Origin of the sequence: Pseudomonas sp. EA_35y_Pfl2_R5 (assembly GCF_963970805.1) — a bacterium.
Taxonomy (GTDB): Bacteria; Pseudomonadota; Gammaproteobacteria; order Pseudomonadales; family Pseudomonadaceae; genus Aquipseudomonas.
In genome coordinates, this window is the sequence record NZ_CAXAOW010000003.1 from 547057 (window position 1) to 572287 (window position 25231).

Consider the following 25231-nt stretch of genomic DNA (forward strand, 5'->3'; position numbering starts at 1 on the left):
AGTCGAACTTTTTTGCCAAGCACCCCGTCATCAATAAGGTGGGGGTGAACTTCTAACACCGCGATTGCGCCCGAGCATAGCGATGTGGCAATTCCCCTTGCTCAGCGAGGGCCGGTCAACGGCAGAGCAACGTTTCAATACAACGGACTACTGGAGATAGACATGGGAAATGCTGCAGCAATCGCCAGAACTCATTTTCATGCCATGATCCCAGCCTCAGTTCAGCCAACTTTGCATTTAGAGAGTCTGCAGCCACCGAAGAGACGGATTCTTTTCGTAACCTCGGAATTTGCCGACCTCATCAAGGTGGGTGGCCTGGGCGACGTTTCGGCCGCTTTACCACGTGCGCTGTCGGCGCAACATGATATTCGCGTGCTGATCCCCGGATACCGCCAAGTCCTTGAAAGCGGCCGCACCCTGCGAATTGTTGGCCACATAAAAGGCCTTGCTGCGCTGCCTGCTTGCAAGATTGGTCGTCTCGACCTTGCCGATGGTTTGATTGTCTACGTTCTTCTTCACCCCGCACTCTTTGACCGTACGGGGTCACCTTATGGCGATCCACAGGGCCACGACTGGCCGGATAACCATATCCGTTTCGCAAGTCTCGGCCTGGCTGCTGCGGAGATAGCGATGGGGCAAGCCGGTATACATTGGCGCCCCGAGCTGGTTCACGCCAATGACTGGCCGGCCGCCATGGCCCCCGCTTACATGACGTGGCGCAAAGCCAAAGTCCCCAGCCTGCTAACCATTCACAACCTGGCCTATCAAGGTATTTGTGACATGCAGTGCAGCGCTGAGTTAGCCATTCCGGCCGATGCCTGCGGCATGGAGGGGATGGAGTTTTACGGAAAATTGTCGTTTCTCAAGGCCGGCATCTGCTATGCCAACCATGTCACGACGGTAAGCCATACCTATGCTCAGGAAATCACCACCGCAGACTTCGGCTGCGGACTGGAAGGCATGCTCCAGGCGAAGGTGAAGGCAGGTCAGCTCAGCGGCATCATTAACGGTATCGACGCGACCTGGGAGCCCGCCAGCGACCCTCACCTGGTTCAAGGTTTCAGCATGGACCAATGGCAGGGCAAACAGGCCAACGCAGCCTATGTCGAACAGCTTTTTGGCTTAGCGTCAGACGGCCCGCTGTTTGGCGTGGTTTCCCGCCTGGTCCAGCAGAAAGGCATAGACCTGACATTACAGATTGCCGATCAGATCGTTAACAACGGCGGCCGTCTAGCGGTAATCGGGCGCGGTGAGGCGGAGCTGGAAACGGCCATGGAAGAACTGGCTATGCGTTATCCGGGCCGTGTGGGCGTGCATATCGGATTTAACGAAACAGATGCCCGACGGATATTCGCGGGCAGCGACTTTCTACTGATGCCTTCACGTTTCGAACCGTGCGGCCTCAGCCAGATGTATGCCCAGCGTTTCGCTTCGTTACCTATTGCCCGACGTACCGGCGGCTTGGCCGACACCATCGAAGATGGCGTGACCGGTTTTCTATTTAACGAGGCCAGTGTGGATAGCTATCAAGGTGCCATACGCCGTGCACTCAGCATTTATCAACACCCCGAGCTGCTTAATGCCATGCGCTGCCGGGCGATGCGTGCCCCCTTGTTATGGCAACAGTCGGTGAAGCCCTATGACCGCCTCTATCGGCAATTGCTGAACGAGGTCCACGCCGCGGCGGAATTACCTTGATGTACAGTCACGGAGCCCAGCGGCTAGACGATGCGCATACCCGCTTCACCCTATGGGCTCCCTCATGTAGTCGCGTAGCAGTGGAGCTCCAGGGACGGGCACCGCAGCCTATGCAGGCCAAGGAAAACGGCTGGTACAGCCTCGATCTGGCCTGCCCGCCTGGCACTTGCTACCGCTTCGTAATCAATGACCACCTGCGTGTACCCGATCCCGCCTCGCGCCAACAGGCAGGCGATGTGAATGGCTTCAGTCGCGTGGTGGACCATGCGGCATACACCTGGCGTCAGTCTAACTGGCAGGGCAGGCCCTGGCGTGAAGCGGTGATCTACGAGCTGCATGTGGGTCTGTTCGGGGGCTTTCAGCAGGTCGAAGCACATCTTCCGCACCTCGCCGAACTGGGTGTCACGGTATTGCAGATGATGCCTATTGGAGCATTCCCAGGTCAGCGCAATTGGGGTTATGACGGCGTCCTGCCTTTTGCCCCGGCCTCCAGCTATGGCACCCCCGAGCAGCTCAAGCACCTTATCGACAAGGCGCACGATTTCGGGCTGATGGTATTTCTCGACGTGGTTTATAACCACTTCGGCCCGGAGGGTAATTACCTCGGTTCATATGCCAACAGTTTTTTCCGCGAGGACCGCGTAACGCCTTGGGGGGCGGCCATCGACTTTCGCCAAGCGCCAGTGCGGGAGTTCTTCTATGAAAATGCCTTGATGTGGCTATTGGACTATCGCATCGATGGTTTGCGCCTGGATGCGGTCCATGCCATTGACGATGATGAGTTTCTGCTGGAGCTAGCGGCACGCGTTCGTCGTACCGTACCCAAATCGCGCCACGTGCATCTGGTGCTGGAAAACGAGAACAACAGCGCCAGCCTGTTGAGCAACGGTTTCACTGCGCAATGGAATGACGATGGGCATAACACCCTGCACCACCTTCTGACAGATGAACAGGAAAGCTATTACGCCGACTACGCGGTAACCCCTACGCAGAAGCTGGCGACTTGCCTGGAACAGGGCTTTGTCTACCAAGGGCAATCCAACCGGCATGGCCATCCGCGCGGTGAGCCCAGCGGGCACCTACCGCCGCATGCCTTCGTCTTGTTCCTGCAGAACCACGACCAAATCGGCAACCGTGCCTTCGGCGAACGCCTGGTCAATATTACCGACACAGACGCGCTGAAGGCCGCCACAGTGCTCTTACTGCTGTGCCCCATGGTGCCGCTGCTGTTCATGGGTGAGGAATGGGGTTCAAGACGTCCGTTCCTGTTCTTCTCCGATTACCGCGCCGATCTGGCCAATGCTGTATGTGATGGGCGACGCAACGAGTTTGCTGAATTCTCTCAGTTTGCTCACCCGCAGACGCGGCAACGAATTCCTGACCCCAATGCCTACTCAACATTCGCCAGGTCACAACCCGACTTCGCGCCAGCCCTGCGTCCGCGACAGCAAGAATGGCTCGCGTTCTATAAAGGCCTGCTTCACGTTCGTCGCACCCGCATAGTGCCAGAGCTGGAACATGCCTCAACGCTCGGGACACAGGTGCTTGGCGATGGCGCGGTGCTTGCCAGCTGGCGGATTGGCAACAGCAAAATACTGCGTATAGCGGTGAATTTTGGTTATGAGGCAGTGCGCCTGGGCCCCCTGCCGCCCCTCGTCGAACGGTTGTATGCCCACCGCGCCAACGATGATGAGTACCGCCAAGGGCTGCTGCCAAGTTCCAGCGCGCTGGTGACGTTGGAGCTTATGCCATGAGCGATGCGCTGCTTGCCGAGCTGGCGAAATCGGCCAATCTGTGCATCGATTGGACAGATGCTTTTGGCCACGACCACGTCGTTAGCCCACAGGTACAGCGCAGTCTTCTGGAGGCACTGGGTTACCAAGCGCAAACGCCGGAGCAGATTCGCGCCAGCCTCTCTGCACTGGCTCAGCAGAACCACGAACGGGCTGCTGACGGCTTGTTGATCCAGGACCTGGGACAGCCGCTGCCACTCAATGGCTTTGCCGCCCATACGTCCTACCTACTCACCAATGAGCAGGGGGATATGCGCTCTGGGCAGCTTGATCACGATGCTCGCCTACCCGCCCTCGACCAACCCGGCTATTACCAGTTGCAAATAGGCGATAACCAACATCGCCTCGCGGTTGCTCCGGCAGCCTGTCTTTCGGTTGAGCAGCTATGCGCCAAGCGCCATATATGGGGGCTTACCGCGCAGGTTTATGGCCTGCGCCGGCCCGGCGATGGCGGTTTGGGGGATACCCAGGCCGTGGCCGACCTGGCGCGTCATGCTGCCAACCAGGGTGCTGATGCCTTGGCATTGAGCCCGCTGCATGCGCTGTTCAGCGCGAACCATGAGCACTACAGCCCCTACTCGCCGTCGAGTCGGCTGTTCTTCAATGCCTTGCATGCAGCTCCAAGCGGTTTACTGGGCCGCGAGCGGGTGCAACGTGCGGTGTTGGCATGCGGTATCCAAGCCGAGTTGAATCACTTGGAAAGCCAAGACCTGATCAATTGGCCGGCCGTTGCCGAAGTTCGTCAACGGCTACTGCGCCAGTTGTACAGAGACTTCAAGCAAAACCCAGGGGAGTTGCTGAATAGCTTCCAGCGGTTCTGCGCGGCAGGCGGTGATGCTCTCCTGCAGCATTGCCGCTTCGAAGCCATCCATCAACACAGAATGCAGAACGGTGAGAGCACCGACTGGCGCACCTGGCCGGCTGATTTGCGCTCTCCCGAGCAGGCAGCCGTGAGCCAGTTTGCCGCGGAGCATGCCGAGTGCGTGGAATTTCACGCCTTCGCCCAATGGCTGGTTGCCCATGGCCTGGAAGCGGCTCAGGCAAGTGCTTGCGGCGCAGGGATGAAAATCGGCCTGATCGCGGACCTAGCTGTTGGAGCTGACTGCTCAGGCAGCCAAGCCTGGTCTCGGCAAGATGAGCTGCTGCCCCAGGTAACCGTGGGCGCACCTCCAGATGTTCTCAACCGCAACGGACAGAACTGGGGCGTGAACGCCTTTTCTCCCGGCGGACTACGTCAGCATGGCTTTCGTGCCTATATAGAAATGCTTCAAGCCAATCTGGCCCATGCCGGTGGCATTCGCATCGACCACGTCATGGGGTTACAGCGGCTCTGGGTTATCCCCCAAGGAGGTGAGCCGCAGGATGGCGCCTATCTGCGTTACCCACTGAATGATTTGCTGCGCCTGCTGGCGCTGGAGTCGCACCGTCATCGTGCGCTGGTCATCGGCGAAGACCTCGGCACTGTGCCCCATGGGCTGCGCGAAAACTTGGCCGCACGCAACATTCTTGGCACCCGGGTGCTGCTCTTTGAACAGCATGAGGGACGTTTTGTGCCGCCCGAGCGATGGCCACGCGATGCGTTGGCAACCACCACCACCCATGATTTGCCTAGCATCAACGGCTGGTTTGCCGGACACGATATTGACTGGCGCGTACGTGCCGGGCATAGCCAGGCTGCTCAACTCGACAGCGATCACGCCGAACGCAACCGTGAGCGTTCGGCCTTGGTCGATGCGCTAGACGAGAACGGACAGCTGCAGGGTAACCGCGATGATACCGAAGCCTGCTTGCAAGCCAGCATCGGTTACATCGGCAGCACCCCCGCCGTGCTGACCCTATTACCGCTGGAGGATGCCTGCGGTGCCGAACAGCAGCCCAATTTGCCGGGGCCCGGCAACGAGCATCCGAATTGGCGCAGGCGCTACACGCTCCCCGTACGCGAAATGCTGGAGCAGCCGTTGGTCCGTCAGCGCCTGGAACGTCTTGCGGCGGCTCGTCGGGGATTAAGCGATGACTGAGCTGCTCAGCACGTTACGCCTGCAATTTCACAAGGGCTTCACCCTGCATGATGCCAAGCGCCTGATTCCCTACTTCGAACAACTGGGCGTCAGCCACCTGTACGCCTCACCGTTGCTCACCGCTCGCCCCGGCTCGATGCATGGTTATGACGTAATCGACCCGAGCCAGATCAACCCTGAATTGGGCGGCGAAGCGGCTCTCGTTGCGTTGGCAGACGCCCTGCATGAGCACGGCATGGGTCTGATTCTGGATATCGTCTCCAACCATATGGCCGTCGGCGGTGATGCCAATCCTTGGTGGCTGGATGTGCTGGAATGGGGCAGAAACAGCCCCTTCGCCGGCTTCTTCGATATTCAATGGAACTCCCATGACCCTCTGCTCGAAGGCCAGCTGTTGGTGCCGTTTCTACGCAGCGATTATGGCGAGGCACTGAGCAACGCAACCCTTGTCCTGCACTTCGACGAGCAATGCGGCAGCTTCTATGTCGAACATTTCGAGCATCGCCTGCCCATCACCCCACCCAGTTATGGCGACATTCTGGGGGCCAGCGAGAACCCGGCATTAACCCGCATGGCGCAGCGCTTTGCCGCGCTCGGTAATGACACAAGCACCCGCGAGCGCGCCAAGGCGCTGTGCGCCGAACTCGCTGAATGGGCGCAAACACCCGCACATCGTGCCCAATTGGAAGCGCTGCTGGAGCGTTACAGGCTGCGCGACAATCCAGCCCTGCAACGTCTACACCGCCTGCTGGAGCGCCAGCATTACCGCGTCGCCAGCTGGCGCACCGCCGCCGATGACATCAACTGGCGGCGGTTCTTCGATATCAACGAGCTGGCCGGACTGCGCGTGGAACGCCCACAGGTATTCGAGAAGACCCACGCGAAAATTTTTGAGCTGATTGAGCGCGGCCTGATCGATGGCCTGCGCATCGATCACATTGATGGGCTGGCGAACCCGCGAACCTACTGCAAACGCCTGCAACGACGCATCCAACAACTGCGCACAAACCGCGCCAGCAGCCTCTTTCCGATCTATGTAGAGAAGATCCTCGGCCATGACGAGCATCTGCCACTGAACTGGGCTGTGGCTGGCACCACCGGCTATGAGTTCATGAATCAGGTGTCACTGCTGCAACACGACCCACGCGGCGAACAACCGCTACGCGAACTGTGGCAAGCACTCAGCAACCGTCCGGGGTTATTCCAAGAGGAAGTGCTGCAGGCGCGCCGTCTGGTCTTGACCGGCTCGCTGGCCGGTGACCTGGAAGAAGTGGCGCAGCGCCTGCTCCAGGTTGCCCGCAACGACATCGCTACCCGCGACCTGACCCTGGGCTCAATACGCCGGGCCCTGCTCGAGTTGATCGTGCACTTCCCGGTGTACCGCACCTATGCCCAGGCCTGCGGGCGTTCAGAACAGGACCAACAGATTTTCTGCCGCGCGCAGAGCGAAGCTCGCACCACCTTGCCCGAAGCCGACTGGCCGCTGCTGGAGCATCTGGAACGCTGGCTTGGCGGCGAGCCACTGTACGAATTACCACCGGGACGCCGACGCACCCTGCGGGCACAGGTGCTCACGCGCTTTCAGCAGTTAACCTCACCCGCCGCGGCCAAAGCGGTTGAAGACACGGCGTTTTACCGCACCGGTGTGCTGCTGTCGCGTTATGACGTCGGCTTTGACGCCGAGCACTTCAGCCGCCCACCCGCCGATTTTCACCAAAGCTGTGTTGAGCGCGCCAAACATCATCCGCACAACCTGCTAAGCACCGCCACTCATGACCACAAGCGCGGTGAAGACAGCCGCGCCCGGTTGGCGGTGCTCAGTGAGCGGGCGCCCTGGTACCGCGAGCGCGTTCGTCAGTGGAGCGAGCTGTCTTTGTCGCTACGCCCCGCTGACGCGCAAGAGGTGCCGATCCGAGGTGAAGAACTGATTCTCTACCAGGCGCTGCTGGGCAGTTGGCCCCTCGACTTGGCGGCTAATGACGAACCTGGGCTGCACAACTACCTGCAGCGTATGAGCGCATGGCAGGAAAAAGCCTTGCGCGAGGCGAAGCTCAGCACCGCCTGGAGTGCGCCCAATGAGCTGCACGAAAGCGCCTGTCGGGACTTTCTTGAATGCCTGTTGACCTCCCCCAAGGCACGCGAACTGCGCCACGCCCTAGTCGACACACTGAACAGCATCGCCCCTAGCGGCGCCCTGAACAGCCTCGTGCAGTGCCTGTTGCGGCTGACCACTCCAGGGGTGCCTGATCTGTACCAAGGCTGTGAATACTGGGATTTCAGCCTGGTCGATCCAGACAATCGCCGTCCGGTTGATTTTGCCGCACGCATGCACACGCTGGACGACGCTCAGCCCCTCTCCGTACTGCTGGAACACTGGCGCGATGGGCGCATCAAGCAGTGGCTGATTCAACGCCTGCTACGCCTGCGCCAGAATCGTCCAGCGCTGTTCAGCCGAGGTGACTACAGGCCAGTGGCCGTGCAAGGCGAGCATATTGAGCGAGTACTGGCCTTTATCCGCAGCCACGGGCAAGAGCACATGCTGGTGGTGGTTCCGCGTTTGTCGGCAGGCTTGCTGGACAACAGCCCAATACCGCTTATTCCGGCGCAACGTTGGGGCGACACCCATCTGCTTCTGCCCCCGGACCTCTCTGGTTGCACGCTGATGGGCACCCTATCCCCCTGTCAGATCATCGGCGCCGCGCAACTGCCCGTCGCGCAGCTACTCACCGAGTTTTCCGCCAATGTCCTTTGCAGCCCCCAGCACCCATAGGAGCGTCACCATGAACATCGATGAACAACGCATACGTGAATTTGCCTTTCAGATATGGGAGTCGGAGGGCAAACCCGCCGGCCAAGCGGAACGCCACTGGATGATGGCCTGCAAGCTCGCCGAAGCCGAGGCCAGTGGTGAGAAACAACTGACACCGCCGGCAAAACCACGCCGGATCAGCAAGCCCAAGACAGTTCCCCTTACCGAGGTCGAACAGCCTGCCTTACTGAAAAAACCGCGCACACCGCGCAGCACCGCGACAAAAAACCCAAAGCCTTGAGGAATGACCATGAGCACGGCGCACAACCGTCAGCACTCGCGAGTGACCGAGGGCAACCCTTTCCCGCTGGGGGCCACGTGGGACGGGCTCGGGGTCAATTTCGCGTTGTTCTCAGCGCATGCAACACGCGTGGAACTGTGCCTGTTCGATGATCAGGGCAAAGAAGAAATCGAGCGTATCGAGCTGCCTGAATACACCGACGAGATTTGGCATGGTTACCTGCCGGATGCTCGCCCAGGGCAGATCTACGGATACCGCGTGTATGGTCCCTATGACCCCGCAGCCGGGCATCGTTTCAACCACCACAAACTGCTGCTTGATCCCTATGCCAAGCAACTGGTGGGGAAGCTGCAATGGTCCGAAGCCTTGTTCGGTTACACCATTGACTCGCCAGACGGCGACCTGAGTTTCGATGAGCGCGACAGCGCCACGTTCGTACCCAAATGCAAGGTGATCGACCCGGCCTTCACTTGGGGCGAACAGCCGCCTATTCGCGTGCCCTGGGACAGCACGCTGCTCTATGAAGCGCACTTACGCGGCATCAGCATGCGTCACCCCGCCGTTCCTGATGCCCTGCGTGGCACGTGCGCAGGGCTGACCAATCCAGAGCTGCTGCGACACATTCGCGAGCTTGGGGTTTCGAGCCTGGAGCTGCTTCCCGTGCACGCCTTCGTCAACGACCAGCACCTGCTGGAAAACGGTATGAACAACTACTGGGGCTACAACAGCATCGGCTTTTTTGCCCCTCACCCCGCTTATCTCGCCAGCGGAAAGGTCAGCGAGTTCAAGGAAATGGTTGCCCACCTGCATGCCGCTGGCCTGGAGCTGATCCTTGATGTGGTTTACAACCACACCGCCGAGGGCAACGAGCGCGGCCCGACGCTGTGCATGCGCGGCATCGACAACGCCAGCTATTACCGCCTGCTGCCGGAAGATCGGCGTTACTACATCAACGATTCCGGCACCGGCAATACCCTGGACCTGAGTCACCCCTGTGTGTTGCAGATGGTCACCGATTCGCTGCGTTACTGGGCCAGTGAAATGCGTGTCGATGGCTTTCGCTTCGACCTTGCGACCATTCTCGGCCGTCACCCCCATGGCTTCGACGAGCGTCATGGCTTTCTTGTTGCCTGCCGCCAGGACCCCGTACTGAGCAAGGTCAAATTGATTGCCGAGCCCTGGGACTGCGGACCCGGTGGCTATCAGGTCGGCAGATTTCCACCGGGCTGGGCGGAGTGGAACGATAAATTCCGCGACAATGTGCGGGCGTTCTGGAAAGGCGATGAAGGCGAGCTGGCTGAACTGGCCAGCCGCCTGACAGCGTCGGGCGATCACTACAACCAGCGGGGGCGTCGCCCGTTTGCCTCAGTCAACTTCATTACCGCCCATGACGGTTTCACCCTGCGCGATGTGGTCTCCTATGACCACAAACACAACGAAGACAACAACGAGAACAACCAGGACGGCACGGATCACAATCGTTCATGGAACCATGGCTGCGAAGGTGAGACGCATGACCCGGGCATTCGCCAGCTGCGCCTGCAACAAATGCGCAATCTGCTGGCCACCCTGCTCTTCGCCCAGGGTACGCCGATGCTATTGGCCGGTGACGAGTTCGGCCGAACCCAGCACGGCAACAACAATGCTTATTGTCAGGACAACGAACTCAGCTGGGTGGACTGGAATATCGACGAAGAAGGTCACGCACTAATCGCCTTCTGCCAGCGCCTAATCGACCTGCGTCGCAGCCACCCCATTTTGCGTCGGCGGCGTTTTCTGGTGGGGCATTACAACGAGGAGCTAGGGGTCAAGGACGTCACCTGGTTAACCCCCGACGGCGAGGAAATGACCGAAGCGCACTGGCACGATAATCAAGCGCGCTGCATGGGCATGCTGATGGACGGGCGCGCTCAACCCACCGGCGTCAAACGCAGCGGCGCTGACGCAACGCTCCTGCTACTGCTCAACGCCCACCATGAGAGTCGCACCTTTGTGCTGCCTGAAGTCGCCGGTGGTAAGCGCTGGACCTGCCTGATCGACACCCACCGCCCCGTGGCACAAGCCACCCCTCAGCCGTTGCACAGCGACACCCTGAATCTGGCAGGGCGATCCCTGCAACTGCTTGAGCTGCAACGCTAACGCGGCATCGCTGTATGCGCTGACCGCGTGAGGCGTGCCCTGTCCGACAAATAACCTGAACCCCTGCAGGCTGAACCACTCGAAAAAACATGGGCCGACCCTCGACGGCAACATTCATTTGCACCACCGGAAAACCCGGGATTGGGAGGCAAACATGAAAGCAGTGGTTTTTCACGGCATCGGCGATATACGCCTTGACGAGGTACCCGAACCGACCATCCAGGCCCCCACCGACGCCATCATTCGCCTGACCGCGTCGGCCATTTGCGGCACCGACCTGCACTTTGTGCGAGGCACAGTAGGCGGCATGGTCGCGGGCACCATCCTTGGGCATGAGGGCGTGGGGATTGTTGAAGCACTAGGTAGTGATGTGCGTAATTTGAGCATCGGTGATCGGGTGGTCGTGCCGTCGACTATTGCCTGCGGTAACTGCACCTATTGCCGAGCCGGTTACTACGCTCAATGCGATGAAGCCAACCCCAACGGCAAAGAAGCGGGTACGGCGTTCTACGGTGGCCCGGCAGCCACAGGTGCATTTCATGGCTTGCAGGCAGAGCGGGCGCGCATACCCTTTGCCAATATCGGCCTGATCAAGCTGCCCTGCGAGATCAGCGATGACCAGGCGATCCTGCTCTCAGACATTTTCCCAACTGGCTATTTCGGTGCCCGGTTAGCCGAAGTCAGCAGCGGCGACACCGTGGCCGTATTCGGTTGTGGCCCGGTGGGCCAGTTCGCCATCGCCAGCGCCAAGTTGCTCGGCGCATCACGGGTGTTCGCTATCGACCGCTTTGATGACCGCTTGCAGATGGCCCGCCAGCAAGGGGCTGAAGTGATCAACTTCGATCAGGAAGACCCCGTAGAGACGCTGCGCCGTTTGACCAATGGCATTGGCGTCGACCGCGCTATTGACGCGGTAGGCGTGGATGCCGAGTGCCCAGCACATGGTCACCACGACGCGGACCCTACCGATAGCGCGAAGGCTAATCGTGAGCACAACTGGCAGCCAGGAAACGCCCCCAGCCAAGCGTTGCAATGGGCGGTCGAGGCGCTGGCCAAGGCCGGTACGCTGGGCATCATCGGCGTCTATCCGCAGCAGGCAGAGCACTTTCCGATCGGCATGGCGATGAACAAGAACCTGACGATCAATATGGGCAACTGCAATCACCGGCGCTATATCCCGCGCTTGATCGAGATGATTCAAGCCGGGCGTATCGACCCGGCAAAAATCCTCACGCAGATCAAACCCATGACTGACGCCATCGAAGCCTTTAAGGCATTCGACCGCCGTGAGAGTGGCTGGATCAAGGTTGAATTGCGCCCCGCCAAACACAGCGGCAGCGGCAGTGAAGAACAGGTGCTCAGCGATGCCGCACTGGACCGTGTGATCGCCGAGGCTTCGCCCTACCACGAAGCACGTTCAGAGAAACCAGGACGTCTCTGAGCGCCCAATCTACCGGGTCATCTCCTCTGTCGGATCGGCCTGAGGAGCCCGGATTAGCAAGAAAGTCGGCAAGGAGCGTGATGGCGTGAATACCACTATCCCCAAACCCGAGCTTGTCATTGACCGAATCACCACCGTGCAAAGCCTGCAGGTGATGACGATCAATACGCATAAAGGGTTCACAGCCCTCAACCGGCGTTTCATCCTGCCGGAGCTTCGTAGCGCGGTACAAGCCACCAGTACAGATTTGGTTTTTCTGCAGGAAGTGTTGGGCAGCCACGCTTTGCATGCCAAACGTTTTAGCGATTGGCCCGATATCCCGCAGTATGAATTTCTCGCCGACAGCATGTGGCCGCAGTTCGCTTACGGCCAGAACGCTATTTACCCCGACGGCCATCACGGCAATGCCTTGCTGTCGAAATTCCCCATCGTGCGGCACGACAACCTTGATGTGACGGTCAAGGGCAATGAGCAACGCGGCCTGCTTCACTGCCAACTAGACGTACCCGGGCACGCCGAGGTCCATGCGATTTGCGTACACCTCGGCTTGCGTGAGTCCCATCGTCGTAAACAGATCAGCCTGCTCCTCGATTTGCTTGCCAGCATCAATCCCAGGGCCCCCGTCATAGTCGCCGGAGACTTCAATGATTGGAGCCTGCGAGCCGATGCGCAGCTGGCCGAACAGTCGTTGACCGAGATATTTCGCGAGACCTACGGCGCCCCGGCAAAAAGCTTTCCAGCGCGCTTCCCCTTGCTGCGCTTGGACCGCATTTACGTGCGTAACGCCACGGCGCGTGCCCCGTTGGTGCTCTCGACCAGACCCTGGTCGCATCTCTCGGATCATGCCCCCTTAACAGCGGAGATCCTTCTATGAGTGGTTTATGGCGCGACGGTAACCAGATCCAGTTGCTGATCAATGGTGAAGAGTTTTATCCGCGCGCGTTCGAGTGCATCCGCGCAGCCCGCGAGGAAGTGCTGCTGGAGACCTTTATCATCATGGAGGACAAGGTTGGTTTTGAATTGCAGGAGGTGCTGATCGAGGCCGCTCGGCGTGGCGTGCGGGTGGTCCTTGCAGTGGATGGCTATGGCACGGCCGACCTGGGCAACGAATACGTCTCTGCCATGACCCGTGAAGGGATCAAGGTACACGTCTTCGATCCCAGCCCGCGGCGTCTCGGCATGCGCACCAACCTGTTCCGGCGCTTGCATCGCAAAATCGTGGTGGTCGATGGTGAACGGGCATTCGTCGGTGGCATTAACTACTCGGCCGACCACCTCGGGGATTTCGGCGATATGGCCAAGCAGGACTATGCCGTCGAAGTCAGCGGCCCTATCGTGCGCGACTTGCACAATTGCACGCTGCGGTTTTTACGGCCGGCACTCAGCGAGCCCAGCCCGGCGCAACCCTCGGTCAAGCCTGTGGGCGACGTGCGCATCATGCTGCTGGAGCGTGACAACAACCGCCACACCACGGATATCGAACAGCAATACCTGGCCGCCTTGCGCGCCGCCAAGGAGCGGATAATCGTGGCCAATGCCTACTTCTTCCCCAGCTACAGAGTGCTGCGCGCATTGCGCAATGCCGCTCGTCGCGGCGTAAAGGTCACACTGATTCTCCAGGGGCAACCGGACATGCTCTGGGTTCAGGCCTTCTCCCGGTTGCTCTACAACTACCTGCTGCGTGATGGAGTGACCATCTATGAATACTGCAAGCGCCCGCTGCACGGCAAAGTGGCACTGGTTGATCAGCAATGGTCAACCGTGGGCTCAAGCAACCTTGACCCCTTGAGCCTGGCCCTGAATCTTGAGGCCAATCTGTTTATCGACGATCGCACCTTCAACCAGCAGTTGCATGAGCACCTGCAAAAACTCTCCGCCGAGCACTGCACGCGCATTCAGCTGGAGCGCATGTTGCGCGGCTATTGGTGGCGCGCCCCGCTGGTCTTTATGTGTTTCCACTTTATGCGCCTGTTCCCGGCCATTGCAGGGTGGTTGCCGGCCCACCGGAAAAAACTGAAGCCCCTCGACCCCTCGCCCATCGAAGCAATGCCAGTCGAGCCAACAGAAGCTGCACCCTGTTACTGCAAAGAGGAAAAAACCGGATGAGCACTGCCCAGCAAAGCAAGATGGTGATCTGGGGCAAGCGTCTGCTGACGGTGTTCTTTCTGCTTCTGATTCCGACCTTGCTGTACCTGCTCGCAAAAAATCTCGATTGGGATGAAGTGCGCGAGGCCATCACGGGCTACAGCGCAAAGACGCTTGCGCTCGGCGTGGTGTTGGTACTGTGCAGTTACGTAGTTTTCAGCCTTTACGATATCTTGGGGCGCTATTACACCCGGCACAAACTCCCGGCACGCCAGGTAATGCCCGTGGCGATGGTGTGTTACGCCTTCAACCTTAATTTCACCACCTGGGTCGGCGGGGTTGCACTGCGCTATCGCCTGTACACCCGCCTGGGACTGAAAGCCGCCACAGTGACGCGCATTATCAGCCTGGGATTGCTGACCAACTGGACCGGTTACATGGCCCTGGCAGGGGTAATCTTCTCCCTGCGCCTGATCCGACTGCCAGAGAGTTGGGGCCTGGGCATGACAGGCCTGCAATTGACCGGCTTTCTCCTGTTAGCTGTAGTTGCTACTTACCTCGCCATTTGCGCGCTATCCAAGCAACGCGTCTGGGCCTGGCGTGACCACAGCATTACGCTGCCGTCGTTTCGCCTGGCCTTGCTGCAGCTCTGCCTGGGAGCAAGCAACTGGGCGCTAATGGCTGCGCTGATCTATCTGTTACTGCCGAGCAACGCCTTTTATCCATCAATCCTCGGCGTGCTGCTGATCAGCTGTGTGGCGGGCGCCATCACCCATATTCCAGCCGGCCTGGGCGTGCTCGAAGCGGTATTCCTCGCGCTGCTGCAGCATCAATTCAGCCAAAGCAGCCTGGTGGCAGCCCTGCTCGGTTATCGAGCGCTCTACTTCTTGCTGCCACTGTTAATCGCGTGCATCGCCTATCTGATTCTGGAGAAGCGCGCCAAGCATCTTCGCAGTCAGCATGAAGACGCCAATCGGCCGGCCTCATGCAAGCCCTAAACGATCGCCAAACACTCATTGGCCATTGAGCGGAAAGGTGGAACTTGGGTGGCAATTTCAGGGGTCTATCACCCTGTTGTTTACACAATCTGATGTTCATACAACCTGGAGGCCTGTTATGTCCAAAGCCACACACGTGATCAGTTACAACCTGCACAACCATTCCCATGCGGTGGAAGTTGAAGCCGAAAGCGCAGAGCTAACGCTAGATCAGGCGCGCTTACGCCTCAATTCGATCCACACCTTTGAGTGGCCAAATGAAATTACCGATGTGCAGGTAAAGCCTATCGCCCAGCAAGACCGCACGCCGGCAAGTCGCCACGCTCAAGGCTAGGCCTGGCAACGACGCCAACCAGAGCCCGCAATGCTGCCGGTCCCAATCCATAGGCGTAGTGGCGTGCGCCAATGTCATAGGCCTAGGTTGAAGGCATGAAACCTAACTGTGGAGACCACCTAAATACGTCAAGGTAAACCACGCATGACTGCACAAAGTGAAACGATTGACATCATTGTGGAAAACGAATCCATAGTCGGCACCGTTCTCTCACCTGAAAGCAAAGTACCCGGCGTGTTGTTCGTGCATGGTTGGGGCGGTAGTCAACAACGCGATCTGGCGCGCGCCAAAGGCATTGCCGGCTTGGGTTGCGTATGTTTGACCTTCGATCTGCGCGGTCATGAAAAAACCGTAGCGGCAAAGGAAAGCGTCACGCGTGAGCACAACCTCGCCGACATCATTGCCGCGTATGACCGGCTGGTGAGCCACCCCTCCGTCGACCCGGACTGCATTGCCGTAATTGGCAGCAGTTACGGCGGCTATCTGTCCACCTACCTGAGTGCCCGGCGTGCCGTGAAATGGTTAGCCTTGCGCGTGCCGGCGTTGTATTGGGATGAAGACTGGCACGTGCCCAAACGCCAATTGGATGTTGTGCGACTGGCGCAGTACCGCCGGCATCTCTGGAATGCTCAGGAGAACCAGGCGCTCGCGGCCTGTGCCAATTTCACGGGCGATGTGCTGCTGGTGGAATCGGAGCACGATGACTTTGTGCCACACACCACGCTGATGAGCTACCGCGCAGCCTTCGAGAAAGCCCACTCGCTGACCCATCGCATTATCGACGGTGCTGACCATGGGCTCAGCCAAGACAGTGATCAGCAAGCCTATACCCGGATTCTTATCAGTTGGATCAGCGAAATGGTGGTAGGCGCGCGTGTTGGCGACTACCCGTACCACTTGATGCGTTACTCCTAAAAGCTGAAAAAACGCCTACCGAATCAACCTGAACAACCCCAGGTGATGCTGGTCGGAATTTACAGAAGGCCTTGATTCTAGGCTTTCATTATCAAAGGAGATAACGATGAAAATCAGCGAAATCATGACCCGTAATGTACAAACCACCAATCCCGAGCGCAGCCTGCGTGACGTTGCAACGCTCATGGCAGACATCGATAGCGGTGCGCTGTTGGTCAATGACGGCGACCGTCTGATCGGCATGGTCACCGATCGAGATATTGCGATTCGCGGCGTAGCTGCCGGGCTCACAAACGACACCCCAGTACGCCAGGTAATGAGCAGCGAGATCTGTTACTGCTTCGATGATGAGGATGTTGAACACGTGGCCAAGAACATGGCCGATATCCAAATGCGCCGCCTGCCGGTACTCAATCGAGAAAAACGCTTAGTCGGCGTGGTTTCGTTGGGCAACATTGCCGCCAGCCGCAATGAGCGCGCAAGCGCCACCGTGCTGCAGGGCGTAGCACGCGCTCACTGAGCCATCAGCAAGCGAAGACCTGAGAGGAGCCACGGGCTCCTTCAGGCTGCTGCTCTACGGCAGCGGGCGCAGAATCAAACTGCCCAGCGGCGGCAGCTCAAGCAACAACGAATGGCTTTGCCCATGGGCTGCAATTGCCTCACTGGCCAAGTTGCCCGTGCAGCCCGCACCCGAACCACTCCAGCGGTTCTCATCGGTGTTAAGCATGACCTCCCAAGTCCCTGCGCAAGTGACCCCTACCCTGTAGGCGGTATGTTTCTGAGGCGTGAAGTTATGCACGATCAACAGAGGCTGACTGTCAGGCGCATGGCGGATCCAGGCAAACACACTATTTCGCGCATCATCACCAATCAGCCATTGAAAGCTTGCTTCGCACTCATCCTGCCCGTGCAAAGCTGGCTCGCGCCGGTACAGCTGATTCAGCTCACCTAGCAGCGACTGAACCGCCACATGCTCTGGGTATTGCAGCAGGTACCAGTCGAGTTGCTGGTCATGGTTCCATTCGCGCCACTGGCCAAATTCACAGCCCATAAATAGCAACTTCTTGCCGGGGTGAGTCCACATAAAGGCAAAGTACAGGCGCAGGTTGGCGAACTGTTGCCAACGATCACCCGGCATGCGCCCCAGCAATGAATGCTTGCCGTGCACCACCTCATCATGGGAAATCGGCAGGATAAACCGCTCGGAAAAGGCGTAATGCAGCCCGAATGTGATTTGGTGGTGATGATGCATCCGGTAAATCGGGTCATTCTGCACATAGCTCAGGCTGTCGTTCATCCAACCCATATTCCACTTATGGGAGAAACCCAGGCCGCCCTCCTGCACAGGCCGGCTGACCCCCGGCCAGGCGGTGGACTCTTCGGCGATCACCAAAGCCCCCGGCACCTCACTGCTGATCACCTCATTGAGATGGCGGAGAAACTCGATGGCCTCAAGGTTTTCCCGGCCACCGTGACGGTTGGGTATCCACTCGCCCTCTTCACGCGAATAGTCCCGATAGAGCATCGAGGCCACCGCATCTACGCGTAAACCGTCGATGTGGTACTCACGCAACCAGTACAGCGCGCTGGCGAGCATAAAGCCGTGCACCTCGGTACGGCCCAGGTTGTAGATGCAGGTATTCCAATCCGGATGAAAGCCTTCGAATGGATGGGCGTACTCATAGAGCGCCGTACCGTCGAACTCGGCCAGGCCGTGCGCGTCATTGGGAAAGTGGCCCGGCACCCAGTCGAGAATGACCCCGATGCCGGCACGGTGGCAGCGGTCAACAAACGCGGCAAACCGCTGCGGGTCACCCAGGCGCGCCGTAGGGGCGAACATCGAGAGTGGCTGGTAACCCCACGACCCGCCGAAAGGATGCTCCATGATGGGCATCAATTCGATATGGCTAAAGCCAAGGCTCTGCACATAGGGAATCAGCTTGTCCGCCAACTCATCCCAGCAAGGAGGACGGTCATCGTGCCATTGCCAGGACGTAGCATGCAGCTCGTAGATCGATAATGGCGCGTGCCGGCCTTGAACCTGTTGCCGCTGCTCCATCCATTGCTGATCCTGCCAGTCGAACGCTGCAGGCTGTGGCACCCGTGACCCCGTAGCTGGGGGTACTTCGGTCGCCTGAGCCAGGGGGTCAGCCTTGAGCGGTAGTACGCGGCCTGCGGTCAATATCTCGTATTTGTAACACTCACCCGCTTGCAGGCGCGGGATAAACAGCTCCCAGACCCCCGCCGGATAACGCAGCCGCATGGGATGACGCCGGCCATCCCAGCTGTTGAAGTGGCCCACCACCGACACCCGTTGCGCATTGGGTGCCCAGACCGCAAAGCGCACCCCCTCGATGCCCTCACGGGTCTCGTGCTGGGCGCCCAGGCAGCGCCACAGTACGCGGTGGTTACCCTCGGCAAACAGATACAGGTCCAACTCACCCAGCAAGGGACCAAAGGCATAGGGGTCTTCAGTTTCCTGCTGTCCATCTGGCCAGTGGATACGCAAGCGGTAGCTTTGGGCTTGGTCCATGGACAGCTCGAAGAGCCCCTGCGCATCGGTGCATTGCATGGTGCCTAGGGAACGGCCATCAGTTGCCAATAGCTCCACACCTTCGGCACCGGGCATCCAGACCCGTACCAGGGTACCGTTGGCCTGCGGATGAGGGCCGAGAAAACTGAACGGATCGCCGTCCTCGGCCCGCAGCAGGCTCGCCACTCTGTCTTGCTTCACGTGTGCACTCCCAGAAGTTTACGGGCCAGATCGGTCAGACCCTGCAGCGGTACATCGATCCAGTCGGGGCGATGTCCGCATTCATAGACGATTTCATAAGCCGCTTTTTCCAAGCAGAACAGGTCCAGGGCCGCCCCCTCACCGTCCCTGGCCTGCCATTCATGGGGCAATCCGCCTGCGGCCAGGCGGTAGGCCTGCATAAAGGCGCTGTCAGAGGTGCTGCGGTAATGGGCGATGATGCGATTGATCGCCGCCTGCTGTGCATCGCTGGCGGCATCCATCCCGGCAGCATTGCGCTGCGCCAGGGCGGCTGCGTAATCGAATGAACGCAGCATGCCGGCGACATCCTTGAGCGGGCTGTGACGTTGCCGGCGTTGCTCCAGCGAGCGATTGGGTTCGCCCTCAAAATCGATGATGTAGGCATCGCCCTGCACCACCAGCACTTGGCCGAGGTGCAAATCACCATGCACACGAATACGCAAGCCACCGGCAACCAGTGTGGCCAGATGGCTCACGGCTTGCTGCAACGAGTGTTCCTCATCGAGCAACCACTCCACCTGCGGCCAAAGCGCCAAAGGCACGCTCTCGCGGTTTTTGCTAAGCACACTCAGCGCCTCGCGTAGCTGCTCGCCAATCGACGTCGCCCACTCTGTGCTGTCGCGCTCATCGCTCAGCTGATAGCCGAAATCAGGGTTTTCCACAGCCCGTGCCAGTACCGCATGCATTTCCCCTACACGCTTACCCAGCACAGCGGAAAAAGCCTCAAGCTCGGCCAGCGCATCTAGGCCGGGACTGTTCGTACCGCCCAACAGCTCGTCACGTATGGCGCGATCAAGGGTATTGAGGGTCCAGAGCCAGGCATCGCCCTGATTGTTGAGGTACTTCTGCACCACCATCAAGGTATGGGGGACACCGTTCTCATCAATCCGCACCACCTCCCCAAGAAATGGCGCCACATTCGAATAACCCTGCGCGGTCAGAAAACGGCCCATCTCGGCCTCGGGGTGAATGCCCGAAAAGCCGCGACGTAACAGCTTCAGCATCAGCTGATCGCCGACCAACGTGGAACTGTTGGATTGTTCAGTCGACAACAGTTTGACTTGCGTCTCATCGGCGTCAGCAAACTCCAGCAATGCCGCCTCTGGATGAAACTGGATGTCTCCCGCCTCACTGTGCAGTACCGCACCGCTGCGTAGCAGGCGCAGCATATCCAGGCTGAAACTCGGCAGGCTGAAGGCATCGGTAAGCAGCTCAACATGTCGGCCACGCCGCAGTCGGGCCAGCGCCAATTGCTGCGGCAAATCGCTACCAGTGGCCCGTTCCGCGACGGCAGCAAGCGGCAGCCGGTAGTGCTCCACGCCCTGCTCGCCCGACACCGCCACCTCGGCCAACAAGGACGCATCCGCGCCCTGCCCCAGCGGGGTGACATACAACAGGCGCACCTCGCCGCCAGGTTGTTGCTCGCTGGCAAACCAGCGGCGCTTGGGCAAATACAGCGGTAGCGATTCCAGCTCAAGGGTACGCCGCGGCCTGTCGTTCATAACCTCGCTCAAGGCGCGGGCGAGAACCAGGGTCTGCAGCTCAGGCATGCGTTCTACCGGTTGCTGGTGCCAGCTGGGCATCTGCGAGGCGTCGGCCAGGTAGAACCAGTAAAAGCCGTAAGGGGGCAACGTCAGCAAATAGGTGAGCTGGCCGATTGGCGGGAAAGAAGCGCCGCCGATCATTTCCACCGGGACCCGATCGCAGTAGTCGGCAAGCTCCAGCTCCACCGCCTGGGCAGCGCTGGACAGGTTGGCTACGCAGAGAATGTGCTCTTCATGCCCTTGCTCGTTGGTGTGCGCGCGCAGGTAGGAAAGAATCCGCCGGTTGCTCGGCGCCAGCATCTTCAGGGTGCCACGGCCGAACGCCTTGGATTGGCTGCGGATATTGAGCATGCGCCGCATCCAGTTGAGCAACGAGTGTGGATCACGCGCCTGCGCCTCGACGTTGATGGTCTGATAGCCGTAAAGCGGGTCCATGATCGGCGGCAGGACCAGGCTGGCTGGATCGGCCCGGGAGAAACCACCATTGCGATCAACTGACCATTGCATTGGTGTGCGTACCCCATCGCGGTCGCCTAGATAGATGTTGTCGCCCATGCCGATCTCATCGCCGTAGTACAACGTTGGCGTGCCGGGCATCGACAACAGCAGGCTATTGAGCAGTTCGATGCGCCGACGGTCTCTGGAGACCAAGGGTGCCAGCCGGCGCCGAATACCCAGGTTGATCCGCGCGCGGCTGTCAGCGGCGTAGTAGTTCCAGAGGTAGTCACGCTCATCATCGGTGACCATTTCCAACGTCAGTTCATCGTGGTTACGCAGGAAGATCGCCCACTGGCAGTTAGGCGGAATTTCGGGCGTTTGACGCAGGATGTCGGTAATCGGAAAGCGGTCTTCCTGGGCGATGGCCATGTACATGCGCGGCATCAGCGGGAAGTGAAAAGCCATGTGGCATTCGTCGCCCTCGCCGCCTTCCTCACCTCCAAAATAGGGCCGCGTATCCTCTGGCCACTGATTGGCCTCGGCCAACAACAGGCGGTCGGGATAACGACTGTCCAGTTCGGCACGGATGCGTTTGAGTACCGCATGGGTCTCAGGCAGGTTCTCGTTGTTGGTGCCGTCGCGTTCGATCAAATAGGGAATTGCATCCAGACGCAGGCCGTCAACGCCCATATCGAGCCAGAAGCGCATCACCCCGAGCACGGCGTTAAGCACCATGGGGTTGTCGAAGTTGAGATCCGGCTGGTGCGAATAGAACCGGTGCCAGAAGTACTGACCGGCCACGGCGTCCCAGGTCCAGTTGGATTTTTCGCTGTCGATAAAGATGATCCGGGTGCCGTCGTATTTCTCGTCGCTGTCGGACCACACATAGTAATTGCGCGCCTTGGAACCCTTTTTCGCGTGGCGCGCGCGCTGGAACCAAGGGTGCTGATCGGAGGTGTGGTTGATCACCAGTTCGGTGATGACGCGCAGGCCACGGCGATGGGCTTCGGCGATAAACCGGCGGGCATCGGCAAGGCTGCCATAGTCCGGATGTACGCCGCGGTACTTGGCAATGTCATAACCATCATCACGCCGCGGCGAGGGATAGAACGGCAGCAACCACAGGGTATTGACCCCCAGATCGGCAATGTAGTCGAGCTTGTTGATCAGGCCCTGGAAGTCACCGATACCGTCATTGTTGGCGTCGAAAAACGATTTCACATGGACCTGGTAGATCACCGCATCCTTGTACCAATGAGGATCGTTGAGAAATGTGTTGGCATCGCTGCGCTTGACCATCGTCTGGGTACTCCTGTTTTCAGCGAACGGATTGGATACGCCAGATACCGAAAGGCAGATGGGCGGGATCAATGCGCATCCACTGCACCTTGCCGTGCCAGGTCCAGCGGTGGCCGTTCATCAGGTCTTGCCCTTCCAGGTCGGCATCGTCGGGCAGTCCCAACTCCCACAGCGGCAATTCGAAATTCGCCTCCTGAACGTTGTTCGGATCCAGGCTAATGGCGATAAGGATGAAGTTGGAGCGGTCCGCAGTGCGCTTGCCGAAGTAGAGGATGTTGTCGTTCCAGGCGGTGTAAGCCTGGAAACCGAGATGGGTCTGCAACGCCGGGTTCTCACGGCGGATCTGATTAAGCCGGCCAATTTCCGCAGAGATATTGCCGAGTGCCTGGTAGTCCCGCTGGCGCAGCTGGTACTTCTCCGAGTCGAAGTACTCCTCCTTACCCGGCACTGGCGCTGCCTCGCACAGTTCGAAACCGGAATACATGCCCCACAAGCCCGAACCCATGGTCGCCAGCGCGGCACGGATAAGAAAACCAGGCCGGCCAGAGCGCTGCAGGAAGAACGGATTGATGTCCGGTGTGTTGACGAAAAAATTCGGCCGATAACAGTCACGCCATGGAGGCTGATTGAGCTCGCTGAAATACTCCTGCAGCTCGGCCTTGGTGTTACGCCAGGTGAAGTAGGTGTAGCTCTGACTGAAGCCGAGCTTGCCCAGGCGCGCCATCATGGCGGGCCGAGTGAAGGCCTCGGAGAGAAAGATCACCTGCGGATGACGCTCGCGCACCTCAGCAATCAGCCATTCCCAAAACGGCATCGGCTTGGTGTGCGGGTTGTCTACACGGAACAACGTCACGCCGAGTTCGACCCAACCCAACACAACATCACGTAAGGCCAGCCAGAGGTCGGGTAAAGCCTGGGCCGCGTAAAACTCGACGTTGACGATGTCTTCGTATTTCTTCGGCGGGTTCTCCGCGTGGCGAATACTGCCGTCCGCACGCCAGCTGAACCAGCCGGGATGCTCGCGCAGCCACGGGTGATCCGGCGAACATTGCACGGCAAAATCCAGCGCTACCTCAAGGCCATGCTGGCGCGCAACACGCACCAGTTCACGGAAGTCATCCACGCTGCCCAGTTGGGGGTGGATAGCATCGTGGCCGCCATCCGGGCTGCCAATGGCATAAGGGCTGCCAGGGTCATTCGGTCCGGCTGTCAGGCTGTTATTTGGTCCCTTGCGGTGCGTCGTGCCGATGGGATGAATCGGCGGAAAATACAGCACATCAAAGCCCATCCGGGCGATATCCGGGATACGTCGATGCACATCGGCGAAGGTGCCATGCTGGCCGGGTTCAGCGCTTTCAGAACGTGGAAACAGCTCGTACCAACTGGCGAACTCCGCCAGGCGGCGCTCGACATCGAGTCGGTTGTTGGCGCTGCGCAGCAAATGTGGTCGGTACTCAGCAAGGCGCATCAGTTCGCTGATGGCCGGATCGAGCAAGATGGCGACGCGCTCCTCAGTCGACTGAGCGGCTTCCATGCGGCTCACCAGGTCCGCCAGTTGATCTTTAAGCGAGTTTGGGGCACTTGCGCAGATGCGCCGTACCAGCTCAGCGCCTTCTTGTAGCTCCATGCTCACAGATACGCCGGCCGCAAACTTCTTGACCAGTTCAGAGCGAAAACTGGCATAGACATCGTGCCAGGCTTCGATGACGAATTCGGCCGGCCCCTCGGTCTCGATTGTCAGGCTGGCGACCCAGTGATCATTGCCCAGCGCTTCCATCGCAACGCGTTGCCAGGCGGCCTGCTGGCCTGCGCGCCACAACACATCGGCAGCCAACTGATCATGCCCGTCGGCGAAGATTATTGCGCTGATCTGCACAGGACGGCCGCACTGGCATTTCACTGCGAACCGGCCGCCCTCCAACACTGGTTGAATATTCTCAATGGCCAGGCGGGGTTGCTGGATGGCTCGGCGGATGGTGCTGTTGGCGTATTCGGGGGACGGCATCGTTCCTGGCTCCTGTCACGCCTTGTAGACGTTTTACGGGTGTCGGCGATGAGGCCAATATGCCGGAGCGACAACGTCGGCCTCTTCTAGTCCGAGGCCACAGCGGCTGGAAAAGTTCAGGCTTTTTAAGGCCGCTCAGTCTTCCTTGTCTTTGCTGGGCGAGGCCGGATCCACGACCAGCGGCATGATGTGAAGCACCATCAGCACAAGCACCGTCGACAATACGGCCGTGGCTTCACGCCCCAGGCCAACCGCAACACCAATGGCGGCAGACGCCCACAAACCGGCGGCGGTGGTCAGCCCCTTGACGTCGGCGATGCTCTGACCTTTCAGAATGGTGCCCGCACAAAGAAAACCGATGCCGGCGGCAATGCCCTGAATAACCCGGCTCATGGCGTCATGCTCGGCCCCTTCCTGCTCCAGGGACATGACAAAAATCGCGGCACCCAAACTCACCAGCATGTGCGTGCGAACGCCGGCCGCCTTGCCCATAACTTCGCGCTCATAACCCAACAGGCCGCCCAGAAACGTAGCTAGACACAGGCGCAGAGTGGCGCGAGTCAGGTGTTCCACCTGACGTAAATCAGAGAATTCCAGCACCAGGGTCGCGAGGATGCGCTCGATTATGTCCATCGGGGTCTCCGCAGAGGGGCATGTACTTCTGAGGTGAAAAGTGTCCAGAGGTTCGCTTAATCGAACCG

Annotated in this window: 17 protein-coding genes; 13 read left to right on the plus strand and 4 right to left on the minus strand. The window is 59.4% G+C overall.

What is annotated here, in order from left to right; all coding sequences use genetic code 11:
• Nucleotides 1-162 precede the first annotated feature (162 nt).
• The 13 genes from glgA (at nt 163) to AACX99_RS09775 (ending at nt 16991) form a co-directional block, all read left to right on the plus strand.
• Complete coding sequence (gene glgA / locus AACX99_RS09715; RefSeq protein ID WP_445261850.1) at nt 163-1698, plus strand: glycogen synthase GlgA; 1536 nt, start codon at nt 163-165, stop codon at nt 1696-1698.
• A complete protein-coding gene (gene treZ, locus AACX99_RS09720; protein ID WP_339411342.1) occupies nt 1698-3452 on the plus strand; it encodes a malto-oligosyltrehalose trehalohydrolase in 1755 nt (584 codons plus the stop codon). The genes glgA and treZ overlap by 1 nt, the downstream gene beginning before the upstream one ends.
• Nucleotides 3449-5509, plus strand: coding sequence for a 4-alpha-glucanotransferase (malQ, locus tag AACX99_RS09725; protein WP_339411344.1), 2061 nt, complete (start codon nt 3449-3451; stop codon nt 5507-5509). Before treZ ends, malQ begins: the two co-directional genes overlap by 4 nt.
• Nucleotides 5502-8279, plus strand: coding sequence for a malto-oligosyltrehalose synthase (locus AACX99_RS09730; RefSeq protein ID WP_339411346.1), 2778 nt, complete (start codon nt 5502-5504; stop codon nt 8277-8279). Before malQ ends, AACX99_RS09730 begins: the two co-directional genes overlap by 8 nt.
• Nucleotides 8280-8289: 10 nt before the next feature.
• Nucleotides 8290-8559, plus strand: coding sequence for a DUF2934 domain-containing protein (locus AACX99_RS09735; protein ID WP_339411347.1), 270 nt, complete (start codon nt 8290-8292; stop codon nt 8557-8559).
• Between the two features lie 9 nt (nt 8560-8568).
• Nucleotides 8569-10698: a glycogen debranching protein GlgX gene (gene glgX, locus AACX99_RS09740; RefSeq protein WP_339411349.1), complete on the plus strand. Its 2130-nt coding sequence runs from the start codon at nt 8569-8571 to the stop codon at nt 10696-10698.
• Between the two features lie 154 nt (nt 10699-10852).
• The gene (locus AACX99_RS09745) at nt 10853-12139 is read left to right on the plus strand and encodes a zinc-dependent alcohol dehydrogenase (RefSeq protein ID WP_339411351.1); all 1287 of its coding nucleotides are present in this window, start codon (nt 10853-10855) and stop codon (nt 12137-12139) included.
• Nucleotides 12140-12224: 85 nt separating this feature from the next.
• Nucleotides 12225-13013 carry an endonuclease/exonuclease/phosphatase family protein gene (locus AACX99_RS09750; protein ID WP_339411353.1) on the plus strand — a complete coding sequence of 263 codons (789 nt, stop codon included), beginning with the start codon at nt 12225-12227 and terminating at the stop codon, nt 13011-13013.
• Nucleotides 13010-14245 carry a cardiolipin synthase ClsB gene (gene clsB, locus AACX99_RS09755; protein ID WP_339411355.1) on the plus strand — a complete coding sequence of 412 codons (1236 nt, stop codon included), beginning with the start codon at nt 13010-13012 and terminating at the stop codon, nt 14243-14245. The genes AACX99_RS09750 and clsB overlap by 4 nt, the downstream gene beginning before the upstream one ends.
• Nucleotides 14242-15222: a lysylphosphatidylglycerol synthase domain-containing protein gene (locus tag AACX99_RS09760; protein WP_339411357.1), complete on the plus strand. Its 981-nt coding sequence runs from the start codon at nt 14242-14244 to the stop codon at nt 15220-15222. Before clsB ends, AACX99_RS09760 begins: the two co-directional genes overlap by 4 nt.
• A 118-nt stretch (nt 15223-15340) precedes the next feature.
• The gene (locus AACX99_RS09765) at nt 15341-15556 is read left to right on the plus strand and encodes a hypothetical protein (protein ID WP_339411359.1); all 216 of its coding nucleotides are present in this window, start codon (nt 15341-15343) and stop codon (nt 15554-15556) included.
• Nucleotides 15557-15700: 144 nt separating this feature from the next.
• Nucleotides 15701-16471 carry an alpha/beta hydrolase family protein gene (locus tag AACX99_RS09770; protein ID WP_339411361.1) on the plus strand — a complete coding sequence of 257 codons (771 nt, stop codon included), beginning with the start codon at nt 15701-15703 and terminating at the stop codon, nt 16469-16471.
• Nucleotides 16472-16577: 106 nt separating this feature from the next.
• On the plus strand, nt 16578-16991 hold the full coding sequence (locus AACX99_RS09775) for a CBS domain-containing protein (RefSeq protein WP_339411363.1): 414 nt from the start codon (nt 16578-16580) through the stop codon (nt 16989-16991).
• Between the two features lie 54 nt (nt 16992-17045).
• Here the strand turns inward: AACX99_RS09775 and glgB are convergent, their stop codons facing one another.
• From glgB to AACX99_RS09795, 4 genes are all read right to left on the minus strand, one after another.
• Entirely contained in the window at nt 17046-19205 is a 2160-nt protein-coding gene (glgB, locus tag AACX99_RS09780) for a 1,4-alpha-glucan branching protein GlgB (protein WP_339411364.1), read from the minus strand.
• Nucleotides 19202-22525 (minus strand): maltose alpha-D-glucosyltransferase, encoded by a 3324-nt coding sequence (treS, locus tag AACX99_RS09785; protein ID WP_339411366.1) that lies wholly within the window; start codon nt 22523-22525, stop codon nt 19202-19204. The genes glgB and treS overlap by 4 nt, the downstream gene beginning before the upstream one ends.
• 19 nt (nt 22526-22544) lie before the next feature.
• Nucleotides 22545-24530, minus strand: a complete 1986-nt coding sequence (locus tag AACX99_RS09790; RefSeq protein WP_339411368.1) for an alpha-1,4-glucan--maltose-1-phosphate maltosyltransferase — start codon at nt 24528-24530, stop codon at nt 22545-22547.
• A gap of 135 nt (nt 24531-24665) precedes the next feature.
• Nucleotides 24666-25163: an MgtC/SapB family protein gene (locus tag AACX99_RS09795; RefSeq protein ID WP_339411370.1), complete on the minus strand. Its 498-nt coding sequence runs from the start codon at nt 25161-25163 to the stop codon at nt 24666-24668.
• Between the last annotated feature and the right edge of the window lie 68 nt (nt 25164-25231).